Here is a 20,512-nt window from a genome sequence, read left to right as displayed (position 1 = left end):
CCCGGCGCGTCTGGGCTGGTCAGGCGTCGGCGCCCTGGGCGGTGAGGGCGCGCTCGACGCCGGCGAGGTTCTCGACGACGAGGCGACGCAGCGCGGGGGCGGCGTCGGCGTTCGCGTCGAGCCACTCCTGCGTCGCGTCGCGGAGCACGGTGCTCGCGAGCGGCGCCGGGTAGAGCCCCGTGACCAGAGCCTCGGCGATGTGGTAAGACCGCTGGTCCCACAGCGGCAGCAGCGCGTCGAAGTACGCGCCCACGAGGGGGGCGAGCGACTCGGGGTCGTTGACGTGCTGGAAGCCGAGCGTCGTGGCGCGGACGATCGCGTTGGGCGCGTCGTCCGAGCCGACGAGGCGGTCGAACGCGGCGCGCTTCGCCTCGGCCGTGGGCACGGTCGCGCGGGCGCGGGCAGCGGACTGCTGGCCGGTCGCGGTCGAGTCGGCGGCGAGGGTCGCCTCGATCTCGGCGTCGTCCGCGAGGTCGAGCAGGACCAGGCCCTCGAGGATCTCCCAGCGCAGGTCGGTGTCGATCTCGAGCCCGTCGAGGGCGGCCGAGCCGTCGAGCAGCGAGCGGAGCGCCTCACCGTGCGCCGGCGTCGAGGCGAGGTGCGCGAAGAACTTGACGAGCTGGAACTGGAGGTCGGAGCCCGGGGCGGCCTCCTGCGCGAGCGACCAGAGGACGTCCCCGACGTGCGCGAGGGTCTCGGCGCGGCGTTCGGGCGCGACGTACGTCTTCGCCGCGAGCGCGAGCTGGTTCAGGGTCGTGCGGATCGTCGTCGACTCGGTCTCGCGAGCGATGTTGCCGAGCACGAGGCGCACGTAGTCGCCCGCAGGGGTCTCGCCGTCGCGCGTCGCGTCCCACGCGGAGCCCCAGACGAGCGAGCGGGCCAGCGGGTCGGCCAGGTCGGCGAGGTGCTCGGTCGCGACCTGGAGCGACGCGGCGTCGAGGCGGATCTTCGCGTAGGCGAGGTCGTCGTCGTTGAGGAGCACGAGCTGCGGACGGTCGAGCCCGAGCAGCTCGGGGATCTCGGTGCGGGCGCCGTCGACGTCGACCTCGACACGGTGGACTCGCGTGAGGACGCCGTCCACGAGGTCGTAGAGACCGATGCCGAGGCGGTGCGGGCGCAGCGTCGGGTGGTCGGGCGCGGCGGACTGCAGCACGGCGAACGTCGTGAAGCGGCCGTGCGCGTCGAGCTCGAACTCGGGGCGCAGCGTGTTCACGCCGGCCGTCTCGAGCCAGAGGGCGGACCACTGCGTGAGGTCGCGGCCGCTCGTGGCCTCGAGCTCGACGAGCAGGTCGCGCAGCTCGGTGTTGCCCCACGCGTGCTTGCGGAAGTACGCGGCGACGCCCGCGAGGAACTGCTCCTTGCCGACCCACGCGACGAGCTGCTTGAGCACCGACGCGCCCTTGGCGTAGGTGATGCCGTCGAAGTTGACGAACACGTCCTCGAGGTCGTTGATCGTCGCGACGATCGGGTGCGTCGAGGGGAGCTGGTCCTGGCGGTACGCCCACGACTTCTCCATCGCCGCGAACGTCGTCCAGGCCTCGTGCCACTCCGTCGCCTCGGCGGTCGCGAGCGTGGAGGCGTACTCCGCGAACGACTCGTTGAGCCACAGGTCGTTCCACCACTTCATGGTCACGAGGTCGCCGAACCACATGTGCGCGAGCTCGTGGAGGATCGTCACGACGCGACGCTCCTTGACGGCGTCGGTGACCTTGGACCGGAACACGTACGTCTCGGTGAACGTCACGCACCCGGCGTTCTCCATCGCGCCCATGTTGTACTCGGGCACGAAGAGCTGGTCGTACTTGTCGAACGGGTACGGGTGCTCGAACGCGGACTCGAAGAACGCGAAGCCCTCGCGCGTCTTGTCGAAGACGTAGTCGGCGTCCATGTGGTCGGCGAGCGACGCGCGGCAGAAGACCCCGAGCGGGATCGTGCGGCCGTCGGACGACGTGAGCTCGCTGCGCTCCACGACGTACGGCCCTGCGACGAGCGCGGTGATGTACGACGAGATGCGCGGCGTCGGCTCGAACGCCCAGCGCGCGACCTCGACGTCGCCGGCGCCGGTGCCGGTCGGGTCGGCCTTCGTGCCGAGCGCCTCGGGTGCGGGCGTCGGCTGGTTGCTCACGACCTGCCACGCCGCGGGCGCGGTGACCGTGAACGCGAACGCCGCCTTGAGGTCGGGCTGCTCGAAGACGGCGAACACGCGCCGCGAGTCCGGGACCTCGAACTGCGTGTAGAGGTAGACCTCGCCGTCGACCGGGTCGACGAACCGGTGCAGGCCCTCGCCCGTGTTGGTGTACGCGCAGTCGGCGACGACGCGCAGCTCGTTGTCGGCCGCGAGGCCGTCGAGGGCGACGCGCGAGTCCGCGAAGACCTCCGCCGGGTCGAGGGAGCGTCCGTTGAGCACGACCTCGCGCACGGTCGGGGCGACGAGGTCGACGAACGTGCTCGCCCCCTCGGTCGCGGTGAACCGCACCACGGTCGTCGACGCGAACGTCGTCGCCCCCGTCGTGAGGTCGAGGTCGACCTCGTAGGACTGGACGTCGACGATCGCCGCGCGCTCGCTCGCCTCGGCGCGGGTGAGGTTCTCTCCGGGCACTGCATCTCCTCGGTCTCGGGTCGGGCCGGGCGGCCTCGACGGCGGCCTGTGGGCCACGGACGATCATCCCACGGGTGGCCGCGCGCGACCCCGGGGCCGCCCGTCGGGAATATGCTGCGGCCGCCCGGTGTCGAGACTGGTGGGCGACGGCGCCGGCCGTCCGTAGCCCGTCGCCCACCGCTCCGGCGACCCGGACCACCGGGCGCCGCCCACGTCGAAGGAGAACCGTCCCGTGACCCTCACCGCCACGTCCGAGAACACCGCGACCGAGACCGACGTGCGCGTCGCCGACTTCTGGTTCGACCCCGTGTGCCCGTGGGCGTGGATGACGAGCCGCTGGATGGGCGAGGTCGAGCAGGTGCGCGACGTCGCGGTCCGCTGGCACGTCATGAGCCTCGCGGTGCTCAACGAGGGCCGGGACCTGCCGGAGGAGTACCGCGCGCTCATGGACAAGGCGTGGGGCCCCGCGCGCGTGGTCACCGCCGCGCGCGTCGAGCACGGCGAGGAGGTCGTGAAGCCCCTGTACGACGCGATCGGGACCCGCCTGCACCCGGGCGGCCGTGACGACTACGACGCGGTGCTGGCGGAGGCGCTGGCCGAGGTCGGGCTGCCCGCCGCGCTGGCCGACGCCGCGGGCTCGGACGCGTACGACGAGCACCTCCGGGCGTCGCACGCCGAGGGGATCGGGCGCGTCGGGGAGGACGTCGGGACGCCGGTCGTCGCGTTCGGCGACACCGCGTTCTTCGGCCCGGTCGTGACGCCTGCCCCGAAGGGCGAAGCCGCAGGTCGGCTGTGGGACGGGTGCGTGCTCGTCGCGAGCACACCCGGCTTCTTCGAGCTCAAGCGCACGCGGACCCAGGGTCCCGTCTTCGACTGACCTCGTCGGCCTCGGGACCTCGCCGGCGGGACGGTCGCGCCGCCGGCGGGGTTCGACCCGCACGGGTGCGTCGTGCCATGCTTCGTCAGGTTGCGGGCGGTGTCAGGAGCGCCCGCCGCCCGGTCGTGCCGGGCGAGTCCGACGAGGAGCCCGCGAGGAGCCGCATGTCCCCGAACGCACCCGTGCCACCGCCGCCGCCGCCCCCTGGCGGCGTGCCGGGGGCCGCGGTCCGTCGGGACGACGCGCAGCCGACCCAGGCGTTCGCCGGCCCGGTGCCGGGCGCCGCGGCGGCCGTGCCGCCGTCCTTCGCGCCCACGAGCGGGCCGACGGCCCAGGCGCCCCGCGCCACGCCCGCGGACGGGCAGCCGACCGTCGTCGCGTCGTCGTTCCAGCCGACGAGCGTCCAGCACGTCACGCCGATCACGGAGCTCCCGACGGCGGCCCAGCCCGCGGTCCCCGCGCCGTCGCCGGTGCCCCCGCAGCGGGTGCGCTACGCGACCGAGCAGAACGGGTTCGGCGTCGCCGCGCCCGTCGGGACCACTGCGAGCCGACCGGCCTACGCACCGGCGGACGCCGCGCCGACCGGCTACGCGCCGACCGGCGCGTACGCCGCGCACGGCGCCCCGGCGTACGAGCCCGCGGCGCAGGCGGGCTACGCCTCGGCCGCACCCCAGCAGCCCCAGCCGGCCTACCACCCGCCGGCGACGGTCGCGCCGACCGGCGCCGCCCCCCGGGCTGCGGCCGGCGCGGGCGGGTCGGGCACGACGCCGCGACCGCCCGCCGGGCGTGGCGGGAGCAACGGTGGTGGCGGTCGCAGGTCGGACCGCCTGAGCCCCGGGTGGATCGCGTTCATCGTGGTCGACGCGCTGCTCGTCATCGGGGCGATCGTCTTCGCGATCTCCCTGCTCGGGGGCGGGGGCGACGACCCCGCGGGCGACGCCACCCCGCCGCCGTCGGCGACCGCCACGGAGGGGACCGAGGAGACGCCCGCCGCCGAGCCCACCGTGAGCGAGACGTTCGCGTCCGAGTCGCGCAACATCACGTGCGAGGTGACCGACGTCAGCGCGACGTGCGTGATCGCCCAGCTCGGCACGCAGCCGGCCCCCGTGGCGGGCTGCGACGGCACGGTCGGGTACAAGGTGGTCCTGGGTGCCGACGGCAGCGTCGAGCAGCCCTGCGTGCCGACGGCCGAGCAGCCGCAGGCCGCCCCCGGCGACACCGCGATCCTGGACTACGGCACGTCGAAGACGGTGGGCCCGTTCACGTGCGACAGCGCCGAGACGGGCATGACGTGCCGCGACGACGCGACGGGCAAGGGCTTCACGATCGCCCGTGCCGGCATCCGGACGCTCTGAGCAGGTCGTCGAGCGGCCCTGAGCCCTGAGGGGTCCGGGTCGACCCGGCACGCACGAGGGGCCCGCGGCGGACGGAACGCCGCGGGCCCCTCGTGCTGTCGTGTCACCAGATGCGCACGCGCTCCTCGGGCGCGAGGTACAGCGCGTCCCCGGGCTGCACGTCGTAGGCCGCGTAGAACTCGTCCACGTTGCGGACCACGCCGTTGCAGCGGAACTCGTTGGGGGAGTGCGGGTCGGTCGCGATCCGCCGCACGACCTCCTCGTCGCGGCCCTTGGACTGCCAGACCTGCGCCCAGCCGAGGAACACGCGCTCGATCCCGGTGAGCCCGTCGACGACGGGCGCCTCGGCGAGCGGGCGGCCGAGCGCGATGCGGTAGGCCTTGAGCGCGATCGACAGGCCGCCGAGGTCGCCGATGTTCTCGCCGATCGTCAGCGCGCCGTTGACGTGCGGCCCGTCCTCGCCGAGCTGGGCGGGGCGGAACGCGTCGTACTGGGCGATGAGGGCCTTGGTGCGCTTCTCGAACTCCTCGCGGTCCGTCGTCGTCCACCAGTCCTCGAGGCGGCCGGCGCCGTCGTACTTGGAGCCCTGGTCGTCGAAGCCGTGGCCGATCTCGTGGCCGATGACCGCGCCGATCCCGCCGTAGTTCACCGCGTCCTCGGCCTCGGGGTCGAAGAACGGGGGCTGGAGGATCGCCGCGGGGAAGACGATCTCGTTCATCCCCGGGTTGTAGTACGCGTTGACGGTCTGCGGCGTCATGAACCACTCGTCGCGGTCCAGGGGCCTGCCGATCTTGCCGAGCTCGCGGTCCTGCTCGAACGCGTGGGCACGACGCACGTTGCCGACGAGGTCGTCGGCCTCGACGACGAGCGCGGAGTAGTCGCGCCACGTCACGGGGTAGCCGATCTTCGGCGTGAAGGCCTCGAGCTTGGCGAGCGCCTTCTCCTTGGTCTCCTCCGTCATCCAGTCGAGCGTGGCGATCGACTCGCGGTACGCGGCGACGAGGTAGGCGACGAGCTCCTCCATGCGCGCCTTGTGGGCGGGCGGGAAGTGGCGGGCGACGTACTGCGCGCCGACGGCCTCGCCGAGCGCGCCCTCGACCACGGAGACGCCGCGCTTCCAGCGCTCGCGCACCTCCTGCGCGCCCGAGAGCGTGCGGCCGTAGAAGTCGAAGTTGGCCTCGACGAGCTCGTCCGTGAGGTAGGGCGCGCGGGCGGTGACCAGGTGGTACACCATCCACAGCTTCCAGTCCTCGAGCGCCTCGCTCGCCCAGAGCGCGGCGAACCCGGTCGCGAAGTCGGGCTCGCGCACGACGACGTCGTCGAGCGAGCCCTCCGGCGCCCCGAGCGCGAGGACCCAGGCGCGCCAGTCGAACCCGGGCGCCTCGTCGACGAGCGCGGCGAGCGTGCGGGGGTTGTAGGTGAGGTCGGCGTCGCGGTCGCGGACGACGTCCCAGTGCTTCGAGGCCAGCCTCGTCTCGAGCGCCAGGACCCGCTCGGCCGCGTCCTCGGGGGTCGCGCCCCAGGTCTCGGCGGTGACGCCCGCGAGGGCGAGCATGCGCGCGACGTGCGGCACGTACTTCTCGCGGACCGGCGCGTACTGGTCCTCGCGGTAGTACGCCTCGTCGGGCAGCCCGAGCCCGGACTGGTAGAGGTAGGCGACGTAGCGCTCGGGGTCCTTGGCGTCGTTGTCCACCCAGAAGCCGACGGCGCCCGCGCCGCCGGTGCGCTGCAGCGCACCGAGCACGCCGGTGAGCTCCGCCTGCGTCGTCGCGGACGCGACGAGCGCGAGGTCCGCCTGCAGCGGGGTCGTGCCGAGGGCCTCGATCCGCTCGGTGTCCATGAAGCTCGCGTAGAGCGCGCCGACCTTCGCCGCGTCCGCGCCGACGTCCTCGGCGCCCGAGGCCACCTGCGCCCCGAGGTCGGTGATGATCTCGCGCACGTGGACCTCGGCCTGGTCGTGCAGCGCGCGGAACGCGCCGTCCATGGCGCGGTCGGCGGGGATCTCGTGCGTCGCGAGCCAGCGCCCGTTGACGTGGCGGTACAGGTCGTCCTGCGGCCGGACGACGGGGTCCAGCGCGCCCAGGTCGATGCCGGAGCGCACGGTCCCGGTCGTGCCGGACGCGGACGCGGACGTGGACGTCGGGGAGGTCTGTGTCATGCGTCTCAGGCTACGGCCTCCTCCCGACGCCCAGGTGTCCCGCTGGGGCATGATGGGCGCATGCGCGTTCACATCGCCGCGGACCACGCGGGCTACGAGCTCAAGACCCATCTCGTCGAGCACCTCGAGGCCGCGGGGCACGACGTCGTCGACCACGGGGCCCACACGTACGACGCGCAGGACGACTACCCGTCCTTCTGCTTCGCCGCGGGCGAGGCCGTCGCGGCCGAGCCGGGCTCGCTCGGCGTGGTCATCGGCGGGTCGGGCAACGGCGAGCAGATCGCCGCGAACAAGGTCGTCGGGGTGCGTGCCGCGCTCGCGTGGAACCTCGAGACCGCGCGCCTCGGCCGTCAGCACAACGACGCGAACGTCGTCGCGGTGGGGGCGCGCCAGCACACGGTGGACGAGGCCGTCGAGCTCGTCGACGCGTTCCTCGCGGAGCCGTTCAGCGGCGACCCGCGCCACCAGCGCCGGATCGACCAGCTCGCGGCGTACGAGACGACGCGCGGCGCCTCCGCCTGACGTGCCGGAGGGTCACACCGTCCACCGGCTCGCGCGCGCGTTCGGCGAGCTCTTCACGGGCGAGACGCTCGCGGTGAGCAGCCCGCAGGGCCGGTTCGCCGCGGGCGCCGCCGTGCTCGACGGGCACGTGCTCGTCGCGAGCGAGGCGTGGGGCAAGCAGCTCTTCCTCGGCTTCGCCGACCCGGCGCGCGCCGCGGTCGGGACCGCCGGCCGGCCCGACGACGTGCGCTGGCTCCGCGTCCACCTCGGCCTCTACGGGGCGTGGACGTTCGCGGGCGACGGCAGCACCGCCGTCGTGCACGCGATCGGGGCGCCGCGCCGCCGCATCGGCGAGCGCGAGACCGTCCCGGCAGGCCCGGGTGCGGCCGCCGCGGCCGGGCCCGACGACGCGTGGTCGCCCCCGCCGCCGCGCGGGGCCGTGCGGGTGCGGCTCGTCGGGGCGCACGCCGTCGCGGACCTCACCGGGCCCACGGCGTGCGAGGTCGTCACGGGCGAGGAGAAGCGGGCCGTCGAGGACCGGCTCGGTCCCGACCCGATCCGCGACGCCGCGCTCGCCGAGGGCGACCCGCGCGAGGAGTTCGTGACCGCCGTGCGGCGCTCGCGCAGCCCCGTCGGGCTGCTGCTCATGAACCAGGACGTCGTCGCCGGCGTGGGCAACATCTACCGCGCGGAGTCGCTGTTCCGCGCGCGGCTCGACCCGATGCGGCCTGGTCGTGACGTGCCCGGCGAGGACCTGCGCGCGCTGTGGGACGACCTCGTCGTGCTCATGCGCGAGGGCACCCGGACGGGCGCCATCGTCACGACCCGACCGGAGGACCGCGACGGCCCCGGCGCCGGCGATGGCCCGCCGGACGACGCCGACGGGCCGCCCGGGCGCCGCCGCGTGCGGCAGAACACCGACGGCGCGCCCGACGCCGTCCCCGCGGACGACGCGTTCTACGTCTACCACCGCGACGGGCTCCCGTGCCGCGTGTGCGGCACGCCCGTGCTGCTCAAGGAGCTCGCCGGCCGCAACCTCTACTGGTGCGGCGTCTGCCAGGCCTGAGGCTCAGAAGACCCAGCTGCACACCGGGGCGAGGGGCCAGCCGAACGCCGCGCTCGCGCGGGCGAGCGCGCCGGGGGAGTGCTCGGTGACGAGCCCTGCCGCCGCGAGGGCCGCGAGCGAGGTCCCGCCCAGGTAGGCGGCACCGAGCTCGCGCACGTCGAGCGAGAGGTCCGCGGCGTCCTCCGTCCGCTCGGCCACCGCGTCGCCGAACGCCGGCGCGCGCAGCCGCCAGCGGCCCGCGTTGTCCGGCAGGCGGGCGTCCGTCACGTGCACGACGACGTCCACGTCCGCCGCGTAGCGGCGCGCGGCCAGCGCGGCCGGCACGTCCACCACGCGCACCCAGAGGTTGTCCGCGAGGCGCGGCGACGCCGAGCGGGGGTCCACGAGCAGGCTCGTGACGACGTCGTCCACCGGCAGCATGAAGGGCGTCACCTCGTGCGTGAGGTCGAGGTCCGTGAGCACGCCCCACAGCGCGCGCGCCGCCGCGGCGTCCAGCGCGACGACCTCGCCCGTGCTCACCGGACCGCGCGGGCCCGTGACCTCCCAGGACAGCTTGCGGTGGAACCGCGCGTACCCGCGCGGCTCGCCGTCGAGCTCGACGATCGCGATGCGCGTGGGCTCGCGGTCCTTGCGCCACACCTTCGCGTCGTCCCAGAACGTGGCCTGGAGCTCCGGCGTCTCGCGTGTCGCCCAGCCCGGGCGGTTGATCCCCGTGCCCTGGCCCGTCGGGTCCGTGCCGGCGAGCTCGTGGAGCGTCGCGACGAGCGCTCCGTGCCGAGCCCGGTCGGCGCGCTCGATGCGCACGGTGTGGCGGTCGGCGCCGGGGACGTCGCGCAGCGCGACCCCGCGGGGGACGGTGAGCCGGACGTCGTCCGCGGCCTTGCCGTAGCCGAAGCGCCCGTAGATCGCCGCCTCCGCCGCGAAGAGCGCCGAGAGCGGCTCGCCGCGCTCGCGGCACCGCGCGAGGTGCGTGTCGATCATCGCGCTGAGGATCCCGCGGCGACGGTGCCCGGGGTGGACGCCGACCCACGTGAGCCCCGCGACCGGGGTGGTCGCCCCCGGCACCGGGAACCGGGCGAACGGGTACGACGCGTGCATCGCGACGAGGTCGCGGCGCACGGGGCGCGCACCGTCGACGGGCGTCGCGTCGTCGTCCTCGTGCTCCCGGGTGACGCCGAGCGCGCGGTCCCACGTGAGCGGGAACGGGAGGTCGACGAGCTCGTCGACCTCGACCGGGGACGGGAACGTCGTCGTGTCGAGGTCGAGGACGTCGCGCAGGTCGGACGCCGAGAGGGCGACGAGCTCGTAGCCGTCGGGAAGGGTCGCGGGGTGGTGGTCGCTCATGGCCTCGATCCTCGTGTCTCGGCACGCGTCGCGCCAGGACACATGCGGCGGCTAGGGTCGGGAGCCATGGCAGGGCTCGAGGCAGGACGCACGCACGGCCGCACGGCGGGCACCGCCGCCGACGGCGCGACGGCGGGGACCGACCGCACGGCGCTCGCGGCGGAGTACGCGACCGCGGTGCTCGCGCTCGTCCGCCTGATCCCGGCGGCGCGCGCGATGACCTACGGGCTGGTCGCGGAGGTCGTCGCCGAGTCCCTGCACCGCGGCGGACCGCGCCAGGTCGGCCAGGTGCTCGCGGGGTCGTCCGGCGTCGACGACGACGGCGCCCCGGTCCCGTGGTGGCGCGTCGTGAACGCGGCCGGCTCGCCGCCCGCGCACCACCTCGACGCGGCGCTCACCGAGCTGCGCGCCGAGGGGTGCCCGCTGTCGCGCGACGGCCGTCGTGTCGACCTGCGCCGCGCCGTCTGGTTCCCCGAGAGCGACACCCCCGAGCGTTGAGCGCGGGGTATCTGTCGTCCGACCGACCGCGGGACGACACGTCCCCAGCACTCAGCGCGGGGGCGGGGGCGCGAGGAGCGGGGCGAGCGTCTGGACGGCCGTTGCGTCGCCCTGGACGAGGAGCGTGGTGACCGCGGTCTCGCGCCATGCGGCGAGGTCGCGGGCGATCTTCTCCGGCGGGCCGACGAGCGCGACGTCCTCGACCATCGCCGTCGGGACGGCGGCGGCCGCGAGGTCCTTGCGCCCGGCGAGGTAGTGCGCCTGGATCTCGTCGCAGGCCTCGGCGTACCCGAGGCGGTCGAGCGCGTCGCGGTGGAAGTTCGCGCCCTTGGCGCCCATGCCGCCCACGTACAGGGCGAGGAACGGGCGCACCTGGTCCGCGGCCTGCTCGACGTGCTCGCGCACGACGACGGGCACCGTCGCGCTCACCTCGAACGCGGCCTCGGGGGAGCGCTCGGGGGAGCGGCGCGCGAAGCCGTCGGCGAGGAGCTCGCGGAACGTCGCGTCCATGCGGGGCGAGTAGAAGAGTGGGAGCCAGCCGTCGGCGATCTCGGCCGCGAGCGCGATGTTCTTGGGCCCCTCGGCCGCCAGGTGGATCGGCAGGTCCGCGCGCAGCGGGTGCACGGTCGCGCGCAAAGCCTTGCCGAGTCCCGTCCCCGTGCCCTCGGGCAGGGGGAGCGGGTAGTGCGGGCCGGACGACGTCACGGGCGCCTCCCGGCGCAGCACGTCGCGCACGACCTGGACGTACTCGCGCGTGCGGGCGAGCGGACGGGCGTACGGCTGCCCGTACCAGCCCTCGACGACCTGCGGGCCCGAGACGCCGAGCCCGAGGACGAACCGGCCACCGGAGAGGTGGTCCATCGTCAGCGCGGCCATCGCCGTCGCGGTCGGGGTGCGTGCGGAGAGCTGCGCGACGGCGGTCCCGAGCCGGATCCGGGTCGTGCGCGACCCCCACCACGCGAGCGGGGTGAAGGCGTCGGAGCCGTAGGCCTCCGCGGTCCACACGGAGTCGACGCCGAGGCGGTCCGCCGCCACGATCGCGTCCTGGATGCCGGCCGGGGGGCCTGCCGACCAGTAGCCGGTGTGGATGCCGAGACGCATGCGGGCTCCTCCTCGTCGAGGGTCGTCGTACGGGTGCTCCCGCGCTCCGGGCGCCGGTGGGGGCCGCGGGGTCGTGCGCGGGCGGGCGGGGTGCGGGCGGTACCCGGTCGCGCGCCGGGCAGGGGGTATCCGGTACGCGGAGTCTCGGGTACCGCCCGCCTCCAGACTAGCCGATCCGCCGCCGGTCTCGGGTGCGCCCGGGCGCACCCGCGCTGGACTCCGGACCGGACGCGGTGTCGACGCCACGGCGCGACGCGTCGGCGCCGAGGGTCAGCGGCGTGCTCGGTCGGCGAGGGTGTTGAGGAGCGCCGCCGCGGTCCCGGCGTCGTCGACCGTGACGACGAGCGCACGACCGCCGGTGCGCTCGACGCGCAACGACTCGCCGGCCCGCACGACGATGCCGACGGCACCGCCCCGGCCGGCGCGCCAGCCCCAGCCGCCGAAGTCGCGCAGCGGCGAGACGTCGGCGACGTCGGCCCGCACGACCTCGTCCACCGGGACGCGCGTGCGCGGGAACCCGAGCGTCGACCGGACCGACAGCCCGCCCTCGTCGACGCGCACGACCCACGACATCATCGCGGCGAGCAGCAGCCCCAGGACGACCGGCACAAGGAGGAGCGCCCACTCGCGCAGGACGAGCGCCAGGACCGTGGTGAGGACGATCGCGCCCAGTGCGACGAGCACCGTCGGCCCGCCGCTCACGCGCCCGACCCACGCGGCCCGCTCGCCCGGTCGGAGCGCGACCCGGGGCGCGTCGTCGGGGACCCCGGCGTCGGTCGGGTCCGGGCGGTCGCCCGGGACCAGCACCCCGACGGCGATGCCCACGAGGAGCCCGGCACCCAGCGCGACGGCCGTGACGGCGCTCACGCCGCCGACGTCGTGGGCGTCGGCGAGGCCGCGCTGGATCCAGAGCGAGCCGAGCGTGAGGACCGCGAGCATGACCGGGAGCCCGACGGTGACCCCCGCGGCGACCCGCCGGTTCGCGGCCGACCGCCCGAGGAACGCCGTCATCGCGGCGAACCCCGCGGAGGCGACCAGCCCCAGGACCGTGCTGCCCGTGACGGCCGTGCCGAGCGACGCGAAGCCGTCGGCACCGCTCGTGCCCCAGTGGATCGCCACGGGGTCGGGGAGGTCCGCTGACCAGGTGAGCGCGACGAGCGCCGCCACGACTGTGACGACCGCACCCGCGCCGCCGACGAGGAGCGCGAGGGTGCGGTGGTCGTCCGGGCGCGGGCGACCGTCCTCGGTCGGTCGTCCGGGGGAGCGGCGCGGGGCGGCTCGGGTCATCGGAGGGCCTCCTTCATGAGGGTGAGGACGGTCTCGGGCGGCAGGGCGAGGGCGCGGGCCTCGGCCGCGACGCGATCCACCGCGGCCCGCAGCGACGTGAGGTCGACGGCGGGCGGCGCCGTGACGACGGCACCGCGCCCGCGGCGGAGGTCGACGAGCCCCTCGTCGCGCAGCTCCTGGTAGGCGCGCAGCACGGTGTGCACGTTGACGTCCAGCGCCTCGGCGAGCTCGCGGGCCGCGGGGAGCCGCTCGCCCGGCGCGAGCCGCCCCTGGACGACGCCGAGGCGCACCTGGGCGACGAGCTGCGCGAACAGCGGCTCGTCGGCCTGCGGGTCGATGCGGAACATCACGAGCCCAGTCTAGTTGTTCTAGGGGAACTAGAACAACGAGGCTCGACGAAGGGGCCGCCGTCGTGCCGACGGCGGCCCCGGGTCCGTGCGCTCAGATGACGTACTCGATGAGGAGCGACGGGTCCTCGACGGCGTCCCGCGCCGCGGGCGCGGCGGCGGGCATGCGGATCGTCGCCGGCACCCCGACCGCGACCGCCCCGGCCGGCACGTCCTTGACGACGACGGCGTTGGCCCCCACCTGCACGTCGTCGCCGACCCACACCGGACCGAGGATCTTCGCGCCCGCCCCGACGACGACGCGGTCCCCGAGCGTCGGGTGCCGCTTGCCGCGCTTCATCGACCGCCCGCCGAGCGTCGACGTGTGGAAGAGCACGACGTCGTCGCCGACGACCGCCGTCTCGCCCACGACGACCCCCATGCCGTGGTCGATGAACAGGCGCCGGCCGATGCGGGCGCCGGGATGGATCTCCACGCCGGTCAGCGCGCGCGCCACCTGCGACACGAGGCGTGCCGGGAGGCGCAGCAGGGGCTCGCGCCACATGCGGTGCGCGAGCCGGTAGGCCCACACGGCGTGCACGCCCGGGTACGCCAGCGCGACCTCGAGGCGGCTGCGGGCGGCGGGGTCCCGCCGTCGGGCCGCCTCGAGGTCCTCGCCAAGCACGCGCACGAACCGGCGCAGCCGGTAGCCGACCGTCCGGTGGTGGGGTCGCGGGTCGGTCACGTCAGTCCAGCAGGTCGGAGTACAGGATCGTCGAGAGGTAGCGCTCGCCGAAGTCCGGCACGACCGTGACGATCAGCTTGCCCTTGTTCTCGGGGCGCTTCGCGAGCTGGATCGCGGCCTCGATGGCCGCGCCCGACGAGATGCCCACGAGGAGGCCCTCCTCCTTGGCCGCGGCGCGCGCGGTCGCGACCGCGGTCTCGGCGTCGATGTCGACGACCTCGTCGTAGACGTCGCGGTCCAGGATCTCGGGCACGAAGTTGGCGCCCAGGCCCTGGATCTTGTGCGGGCCGGGCTGGCCGCCGTTGAGGATGGCGGACTCGGCCGGCTCGACCGCGACGATCTTCACCTCGGGCTTGCGCTCCTTGAGCACCTGCCCGACGCCGGAGATCGTCCCGCCGGTGCCGATCCCGGCCACGACGATGTCGACCTCGCCGTCCGTGTCGGCCCAGATCTCCTCGGCCGTCGTGCGGCGGTGGACGTCCACGTTCGCCGGGTTGGCGAACTGGCGCGCGAGGATGGCGCCCGGGCGCTCCGCGGCGATCCGCTCGGCGGCCGCGACGGCGCCCTTCATGCCCTCGGAGCCCGGCGTGAGGACGAGCTCGGCGCCGTAGGCGCGCAGCAGCGCGCGGCGCTCCTTGGACATGGTCTCCGGCATGGCGAGCACGACGTTGTAGCCGCGCGCCGCGCCGACCCACGCCAGCGCGATACCGGTGTTGCCCGAGGTGCCCTCGACGATCGTGCCGCCCGGCTGGAGCTCGCCCGACGCCTCGGCGGCGTCGATGATCGACACCCCGATGCGGTCCTTCACCGAGTTCGCCGGGTTGTAGAACTCGAGCTTCGCGACGACCGTGGCCTCGAGGCCGTCGGTGAGCCGGTTTAGGCGCACGAGGGGGGTGTTGCCGATGAGCTTCGTGGCGTCGTCGTAGATGCGTGCCATGTCTTCCTCTTCTGTCGACGGCTCGGGGTGAGCCGGGGTGGGGGTACCGATCGGGGGACGAGGGCCGTCGCGGTCCGTGACCACGGTGCCCAGCGTCTCGCGGGGACGCTCCGGGCGCGCGGGCGCGACGGCGGGGTGGGCTCGTGCGGACGGAGCGGCCTGGTGCGGCGCGGCGGCGCGCGCGGGGTCGGCGGCGGGTCGTCAGCGACAGCCGAGACAGCGACAACAGGAGACGCGCGACACGGCGCGGTGCAGCGGTGCGGGACGCGCGATCGTCGCGGTCATTCCTCGCTCCTCCTGGTCGGTCGCGCCGCGGGCGCCCGGCGGTCCGGGCGTGCGGGCAGCGCGTGTGCCCCGAGGCTATCGGTCCGCGTCGCGACCCTGCAACGCCGTCCACGGGGCGGTCGTCCGGGCGGCGGACCCGCCCGAGCACGGGCGGGACGACGACGGGCGCCCCGCCGGCCTGGCGGGGCGCCCGTGGTGACGTGCGGGAGCGACGTTCGGGACGGAGCCCGAGGGTCTGGAGCGGGCGACGGGAATCGAACCCGCGTAGCCAGTTTGGAAGACTGGGGCTCTACCATTGAGCTACGCCCGCGCGGGCCGTGGGACCGGGGCCCGGGCTCCTCGGCAGGAGGAGCGAGGACCGGCGCGGCGCCGACCTGCGGCCGCAACCTTAGCAAACGTCGGTGGCGCGGACGTGCCGCCCACCTGCGGCAGCGGTCGCGTGCCGACGAGGGCGACCCGCTCCCGCCAGTACACTTGCCCTGGCCCGCCGCCGCGGCGGGCGACGGGGTGTGGCGCAGGTTGGTAGCGCGTCCGCTTTGGGAGCGGAAGGTCGCAGGTTCAAATCCTGTCACCCCGACCTTCGCGCGGCGCCCCTCCGGGGGCGTCGCGGGGCGTCGACGACGTCCGGGCCGCGTCGACGGCCTCGTCCTCGAGAGGTGCCCGTGACCTTGTCCACGCCCGCGGCCGGACCCGCGACCCGCGTCACCCTCGCGGCGCTGGTCGCCGCGGGCAGCGGCGCCGTGCTGTCGCTCCAGGGGCGCCTCAACGGCGACCTCGCCGCGGCGGGGACCGGCCCCGTCGTCGCCGCCTGGCTCTCCTACGTCGGGACCCTCCTCGCGACCGTGCTCGTCGTTCTCGTCCGCCGTCGCGCCCGGTCCACGCTCCACGTCCTGCGCGCCTCCGCGTCCTGGTGGTGGTTCGCGGTCGGGCTGTGCAGCGTCCCGATCGTCGTCGCCATGGCCGCCGGGGTCCCGCTCGTCGGCGTCGCCGTCGCGTCGGTGTGCTCGGTCGCGGGCCAGACCGTCGCGGGCCTCGCGCTCGACGCGCGCGGCGTCGGCCTCCCCGCCCCGCTGCGGCTCACGCCCCGCCGGGCCACCGCGGGTCTCGCGGCGCTCGTCGGCCTGGGCGTCGCGGTGCTCGGCGGCGCGACGACCGACGCGGGGTGGGGCGCCGTCGTCGCCGGGGTCGCGCTGTTCGTCGGCGGCGCCGTCCTGTGCGGGCAGCAGGCCGGGAACGGTCGCGTCACGCAGCTCACCGGCGACCCGGTCGTCGCGACGCTCACCTCGGTCACGGGCGGGCTCGCGGGCATCTCCGTCGTCTGCGCGCTGGCCGCCGTCCTCGGCGGGCTCGACGGCGTCACGCTCCCCGGTCGGTGGTGGCTCTACCTCGGCGGCCCGCTGGGGACGCTCATCACCGTGGCGGCCGCGTACGCGGTGCGCCACCTCGGCACGTTCGTCCTCACGCTGACCGTCGTCGGCGGCCAGATGCTCATGGCCGTCCTGCTCGACGTGCTCGGCGTGGTGGGGCTGCGGTGGCAGACGGTCGTCGCGACCGCCGTCGTCGGCGTGGCGGTCCTGCTCGTGGTCGGGCGTCCCGGTGCGCGCAGGTCGCCCTGACCGCGACGCTTGACCGCTCGCGTACGATGGGACGGTTGCCCGTACGCCCGCGTGCGGAGCCGTCCCCGGCCGCACGCCGGCCCGCCCCGATCAGTTGGAGACCATCGAAGTGAAGAGCGCCGTCGAGACCCTGGACCCCACCAAGGTCAAGCTGACCGTCGAGGTGGAGTACGACGAGCTCAAGCCGAGCATCGAGCACGCCTACCAGCACATCGCGGAGCAGGTGAACATCCCCGGCTTCCGCAAGGGCAAGGTCCCGCCGCGCGTGATCGACCAGCGCGTCGGCTGGGGCGCCGTCATCGAGCACGCCGTCAACGACGGCCTCTCCGGCTTCTACCGCCAGGCCGCGAGCGAGGAGAGCCTGCGCCCGCTCGGCCAGCCCGAGGTCGAGGTCACCGAGATCCCGGCCAAGGCCGGCGAGGGCCAGCTGGTCTTCACCGCCGAGGTCGAGGTCCGCCCCGAGATCACGCTGCCGTCCCTCGACTCGCTCGCCATCACGGTCGAGCCCGCCGAGGTCACGGACGAGGACGTCACCGAGCGTCTCGACGCGCTCCGCGAGCGCTTCGGCACCCTCGTCGGCGTCGACCGCCCCGCGGCCGAGGGCGACTTCGTCGTGCTCGACCTCAAGGCCGAGATCGACGGCGAGGAGGTCGACTCCGTCTCCGGCGTCAGCTACCAGATCGGCTCGGGCAACATGCTCGAGGGTCTGGACGAGGCGCTGACCGGCCTCTCGGCCGACGAGACGACCACGTTCAACGCGCCGCTGGCCGGCGGCGAGCACGAGGGCAAGGAGGCGTCCGTCACCGTCACGGCCACCTCCGTCAAGCAGCGCGACCTGCCCGAGGCGGACGACGACTTCGCCCAGCTCGCGTCCGAGTTCGACACGCTCGAGGAGCTGAACGCCGACCTGCGCGAGCAGGTCGCGAGCATCAAGACGTCGAACCAGGCCGTCGCCGCGCGCGACGAGCTCCTCAAGGCGCTGGGCGACGCGGTCGAGATCCCCGTGCCGTCGGGCGTCGTCGAGGCCGAGGTGCACCGCCACCTCGAGTCCGAGGGCCGCCTGGAGGACGAGACGCACCGCGCCGAGGTCACCGTCGAGGCGACCGACGCCATCCGCAACCAGATCCTGCTCGACACGCTCGCCGAGCAGCTCGAGATCAAGGTCGCGCAGAACGAGCTCCTCGAGTACCTCGTGAGCGCGTCGCGCCAGTACGGGATGGACCCGAACCAGTTCATCCAGTCGCTCGACCAGGGCGGGCAGATCCCCGCGATGGTCGGCGAGGTCGCGCGCTCCAAGTCGCTCGCCGTCGCGCTGCGCCAGATCGAGGTCAAGGACTCCGCCGGCAACGTCGTCGACCTGACCGAGTTCATCGGCTCGGACGACGAGGACGCCGCCGCGGACGAGTCGGTCGAGGACGTCGCGGCCGAGCCCGTCGAGGAGGCGCTCGTCGACGACTCCGCCGAGGCCGCCGCCGAGGCGCCGGTCGCGGACGACGAGAAGGACGCGACGAAGGCCTGACGCGCCGCCGGCCGGTCGGCCGGAGCAGGTCCCACGACGGCCCGCACCCTCCGCGTGAGGGGGGCGGGCCGTCGTCGTGCCCGTGCCGTGACGGCGCGCGCCGTCCGCCTGGTGCGCCGTCAGCGAAAACGCGCGCTATCGGGACGAACGCCGGGCACGGACCGCGTTAGGGTCACTGCAGCACGGCTGGACCGGGACACCCTCCCGGCACCGGCCAGGGCAGCGCAGGCGGGGGCGACCCGCGGGAGCGACGAAGGAGATGGATGTGAACGAGCTGTACCTGCCGTCCGACGCGACGGCCCCGGTCAACCGCGCCGAGGGTCCGGGCTTCGGACTCAACGACTCCATCTACAACCGGCTCCTCAAGGAGCGCATCATCTGGCTCGGCTCGGAGGTGCGCGACGAGAACGCGAACGCCATCTGCGCCCAGATGATGCTGCTCGCCGCGGAGGACCCGGAGAAGGACATCTGGCTGTACATCAACTCGCCCGGCGGGTCGATCACGGCCGGCATGGCGATCTACGACACCATGCAGTACATCCAGCCGGACGTCGCGACCATCGCGATGGGCATGGCGGCCTCGATGGGGCAGTTCCTGCTCTCGTCCGGCACCAAGGGCAAGCGGTACGCGACGCCGCACGCGCGCGTCATGATGCACCAGCCCTCCGGCGGCATCGGCGGCACGGCCACCGACGTGCGCATCAACGCGCAGCTCATCATGCACATGAAGCAGGTGCTCTCCGAGCTGACGGCCGAGCAGACCGGCAAGCCGCTCGAGCAGATCCTCAAGGACAACGACCGCGACAGCTGGTTCACAGCCGAGGAGGCGCTGGAGTACGGCTTCATCGACCACGTCGTCACCAACGCGTCGTCCGTGACCGGCGGCGGCGGCACCACGGGTTCCTGACCCCCGCACCGGACACCAGACTTCACCGAGGAGAACCCGTGAGCTTCAGCGCCGAGTCCCAGTACCTGTCCACCGCGCAGCGCCTCGCCGGCGCGGGCGCGCGCCCCGGCGGCATCGCGCTGCCGGGCGGCGCGCCGTCGGCCCGCTACGTGCTCCCGCAGTTCGAGGAGCGCACCGCGTACGGCTTCAAGCGGCAGGACCCCTACACCAAGCTGTTCGAGGACCGCATCATCTTCCTGGGCGTCCAGGTCGACGACGCGTCCGCCGACGACGTCATGGCCCAGCTCCTCGTGCTCGAGAGCCAGGACCCCGACCGCGACGTCATCCTCTACATCAACTCGCCGGGCGGGTCGTTCACCGCGATGACCGCGCTCTACGACACGATGCAGTACATCAAGCCCCAGATCCAGACGGTCTGCCTGGGCCAGGCGGCGTCCGCCGCCGCGGTCCTGCTCGCCGCCGGCCAGCCGGGCAAACGCCTCGCCCTGCCGAACGCCCGCGTGCTCATCCACCAGCCCGCGATGGAGGGCGGCGGCTACGCGCAGGCGTCCGACATCGAGATCCACGCGAACGAGCTCATCCGCATGCGCGAGTGGCTCGAGGACACGCTGGCCCTGCACTCGGGCAAGTCGGTCGAGCAGGTCCGCCAGGACATCGAGCGCGACAAGATCCTCACCGCCGCGCAGGCGAAGGAGTACGGCCTCGTGGACCAGGTCCTCGAGAGCCGCAAGGCCGTCGCGATCAACAAGCCCTGATCCGACCGCCCGACCCGCATGACCTCACGCCGCGCCGCCGTCCCCCGCCGGGGGCGGCGGCGCGACACGTTGCGCCCCGTCCGGAGAGCCCACCTGACAACGGGGGCCCCGTGGTGTGGAATGGGGAGCAGGACTCGCTCGGCCGTGCCCGGGCCCCGCGCCGTCGACCCCGACGGCAGGAGGCCTCGGCACCGGGACAAGGAGACGCGTAGTGGCTCGTATCTCAGACGGCGCCGACCTGCTGAAGTGCTCGTTCTGCGGCAAGTCGCAGAAGCAGGTCAAGAAGCTCATCGCGGGCCCTGGTGTGTACATCTGCGACGAGTGCATCGACCTGTGCAACGAGATCATCGAGGAGGAGCTTGCCGAGGCGACCGAGCTCGGCCTCACGGAGCTGCCCAAGCCCAAGGAGATCTTCGAGTTCCTCGAGCAGTACGTCATCGGCCAGGACGCCGCCAAGCGGGCCCTGGCCGTCGCCGTCTACAACCACTACAAGCGCGTCCAGGCGGGCGAGCAGTCCAAGCCGTCGAGCCCCGACGACCCAGACTACGTGGAGCTGGCGAAGTCGAACATCTTGTTGATCGGTCCGACGGGGACGGGCAAGACGTATCTGGCGCAGACGTTGGCGCGGATGTTGAA

Annotated in this window: 18 protein-coding genes and 2 tRNA genes; 11 read left to right on the top strand and 9 right to left on the bottom strand. The window is 74.3% G+C overall.

All coding sequences use genetic code 11. From position 1 onward, the window contains the following. Positions 1–19 precede the first annotated feature (19 nt). Complete coding sequence (pepN, locus tag ACZ402_RS07770) at positions 20–2,599, bottom strand: aminopeptidase N (protein ID WP_375822798.1); 2,580 nt, start codon at positions 2,597–2,599, stop codon at positions 20–22. Between the two features lie 232 nt (positions 2,600–2,831). Here pepN and ACZ402_RS07765 point away from each other — a divergent pair, with 232 nt between their 5' ends. Beyond that, the gene (locus ACZ402_RS07765) at positions 2,832–3,476 is read left to right on the top strand and encodes a mycothiol-dependent nitroreductase Rv2466c family protein (protein WP_375822796.1); all 645 of its coding nucleotides are present in this window, start codon (positions 2,832–2,834) and stop codon (positions 3,474–3,476) included. 164 nt (positions 3,477–3,640) lie between these two features. Next, positions 3,641–4,831, top strand: coding sequence for a hypothetical protein (locus tag ACZ402_RS07760; RefSeq protein WP_375822795.1), 1,191 nt, complete (start codon positions 3,641–3,643; stop codon positions 4,829–4,831). Between the two features lie 103 nt (positions 4,832–4,934). Here the strand turns inward: ACZ402_RS07760 and ACZ402_RS07755 are convergent, their stop codons facing one another. Beyond that, positions 4,935–6,989, bottom strand: a complete 2,055-nt coding sequence (locus tag ACZ402_RS07755) for a M13 family metallopeptidase (RefSeq protein WP_375822793.1) — start codon at positions 6,987–6,989, stop codon at positions 4,935–4,937. 60 nt (positions 6,990–7,049) lie between these two features. Between ACZ402_RS07755 and ACZ402_RS07750 the strand changes: the two genes are divergently transcribed. After that, a complete protein-coding gene (locus ACZ402_RS07750) occupies positions 7,050–7,511 on the top strand; it encodes a ribose-5-phosphate isomerase (protein WP_375822792.1) in 462 nt (153 codons plus the stop codon). Position 7,512: 1 nt separating this feature from the next. Then, positions 7,513–8,556, top strand: a complete 1,044-nt coding sequence (locus ACZ402_RS07745) for an Fpg/Nei family DNA glycosylase (RefSeq protein WP_375822790.1) — start codon at positions 7,513–7,515, stop codon at positions 8,554–8,556. A gap of 3 nt (positions 8,557–8,559) precedes the next feature. Here the strand turns inward: ACZ402_RS07745 and ACZ402_RS07740 are convergent, their stop codons facing one another. Next, positions 8,560–9,900, bottom strand: coding sequence for a GNAT family N-acetyltransferase (locus ACZ402_RS07740; RefSeq protein ID WP_375822788.1), 1,341 nt, complete (start codon positions 9,898–9,900; stop codon positions 8,560–8,562). A 66-nt stretch (positions 9,901–9,966) separates the two neighbouring features. On the opposite strand from ACZ402_RS07740, the gene ACZ402_RS07735 reads away from it, so the two are divergent. Next, positions 9,967–10,398 (top strand): MGMT family protein, encoded by a 432-nt coding sequence (locus ACZ402_RS07735; protein ID WP_375822787.1) that lies wholly within the window; start codon positions 9,967–9,969, stop codon positions 10,396–10,398. Between the two features lie 51 nt (positions 10,399–10,449). On the opposite strand, the gene ACZ402_RS07730 is transcribed toward ACZ402_RS07735, so the two are convergent. The 6 genes from ACZ402_RS07730 to ACZ402_RS07705 form a co-directional block, all read right to left on the bottom strand. Beyond that, on the bottom strand, positions 10,450–11,499 hold the full coding sequence (locus ACZ402_RS07730) for an LLM class F420-dependent oxidoreductase (protein WP_375822785.1): 1,050 nt from the start codon (positions 11,497–11,499) through the stop codon (positions 10,450–10,452). Between the two features lie 270 nt (positions 11,500–11,769). Continuing rightward, the gene (locus ACZ402_RS07725) at positions 11,770–12,786 is read right to left on the bottom strand and encodes an SdpI family protein (protein WP_375822784.1); all 1,017 of its coding nucleotides are present in this window, start codon (positions 12,784–12,786) and stop codon (positions 11,770–11,772) included. After that, complete coding sequence (locus ACZ402_RS07720) at positions 12,783–13,136, bottom strand: GntR family transcriptional regulator (protein ID WP_087471684.1); 354 nt, start codon at positions 13,134–13,136, stop codon at positions 12,783–12,785. The genes ACZ402_RS07725 and ACZ402_RS07720 overlap by 4 nt, the downstream gene beginning before the upstream one ends. A gap of 91 nt (positions 13,137–13,227) precedes the next feature. After that, entirely contained in the window at positions 13,228–13,857 is a 630-nt protein-coding gene (gene epsC, locus ACZ402_RS07715) for a serine O-acetyltransferase EpsC (protein WP_375822782.1), read from the bottom strand. Between the two features lies 1 nt (position 13,858). Beyond that, positions 13,859–14,794 carry a cysteine synthase A gene (gene cysK / locus ACZ402_RS07710; RefSeq protein WP_375822780.1) on the bottom strand — a complete coding sequence of 312 codons (936 nt, stop codon included), beginning with the start codon at positions 14,792–14,794 and terminating at the stop codon, positions 13,859–13,861. 521 nt (positions 14,795–15,315) lie between these two features. Next, positions 15,316–15,389: transfer RNA gene (locus ACZ402_RS07705), tRNA-Gly, on the bottom strand. 193 nt (positions 15,390–15,582) lie between these two features. Between ACZ402_RS07705 and ACZ402_RS07700 the strand changes: the two genes are divergently transcribed. The 6 genes from ACZ402_RS07700 to ACZ402_RS07675 form a co-directional block, all read left to right on the top strand. Then, positions 15,583–15,656: transfer RNA gene (locus ACZ402_RS07700), tRNA-Pro, on the top strand. An 85-nt stretch (positions 15,657–15,741) separates the two neighbouring features. Further along, entirely contained in the window at positions 15,742–16,695 is a 954-nt protein-coding gene (locus ACZ402_RS07695) for a DMT family transporter (RefSeq protein ID WP_375822778.1), read from the top strand. A gap of 109 nt (positions 16,696–16,804) precedes the next feature. Beyond that, complete coding sequence (tig, locus tag ACZ402_RS07690; RefSeq protein WP_375822776.1) at positions 16,805–18,214, top strand: trigger factor; 1,410 nt, start codon at positions 16,805–16,807, stop codon at positions 18,212–18,214. A 259-nt stretch (positions 18,215–18,473) separates the two neighbouring features. Then, positions 18,474–19,121, top strand: coding sequence for an ATP-dependent Clp protease proteolytic subunit (locus ACZ402_RS07685; RefSeq protein ID WP_047232614.1), 648 nt, complete (start codon positions 18,474–18,476; stop codon positions 19,119–19,121). 38 nt (positions 19,122–19,159) lie between these two features. Next, the gene (locus ACZ402_RS07680; protein ID WP_087471689.1) at positions 19,160–19,876 is read left to right on the top strand and encodes an ATP-dependent Clp protease proteolytic subunit; all 717 of its coding nucleotides are present in this window, start codon (positions 19,160–19,162) and stop codon (positions 19,874–19,876) included. A 211-nt stretch (positions 19,877–20,087) separates the two neighbouring features. Beyond that, on the top strand, positions 20,088–20,512 hold a 425-nt coding region (locus ACZ402_RS07675), incomplete at its 3' end, for a ClpX C4-type zinc finger protein (RefSeq protein ID WP_375822775.1).

Source organism: Cellulosimicrobium sp. NPDC030954, from assembly GCF_055571305.1.
This window is presented reverse-complemented; position numbering and strand designations above follow the sequence as displayed.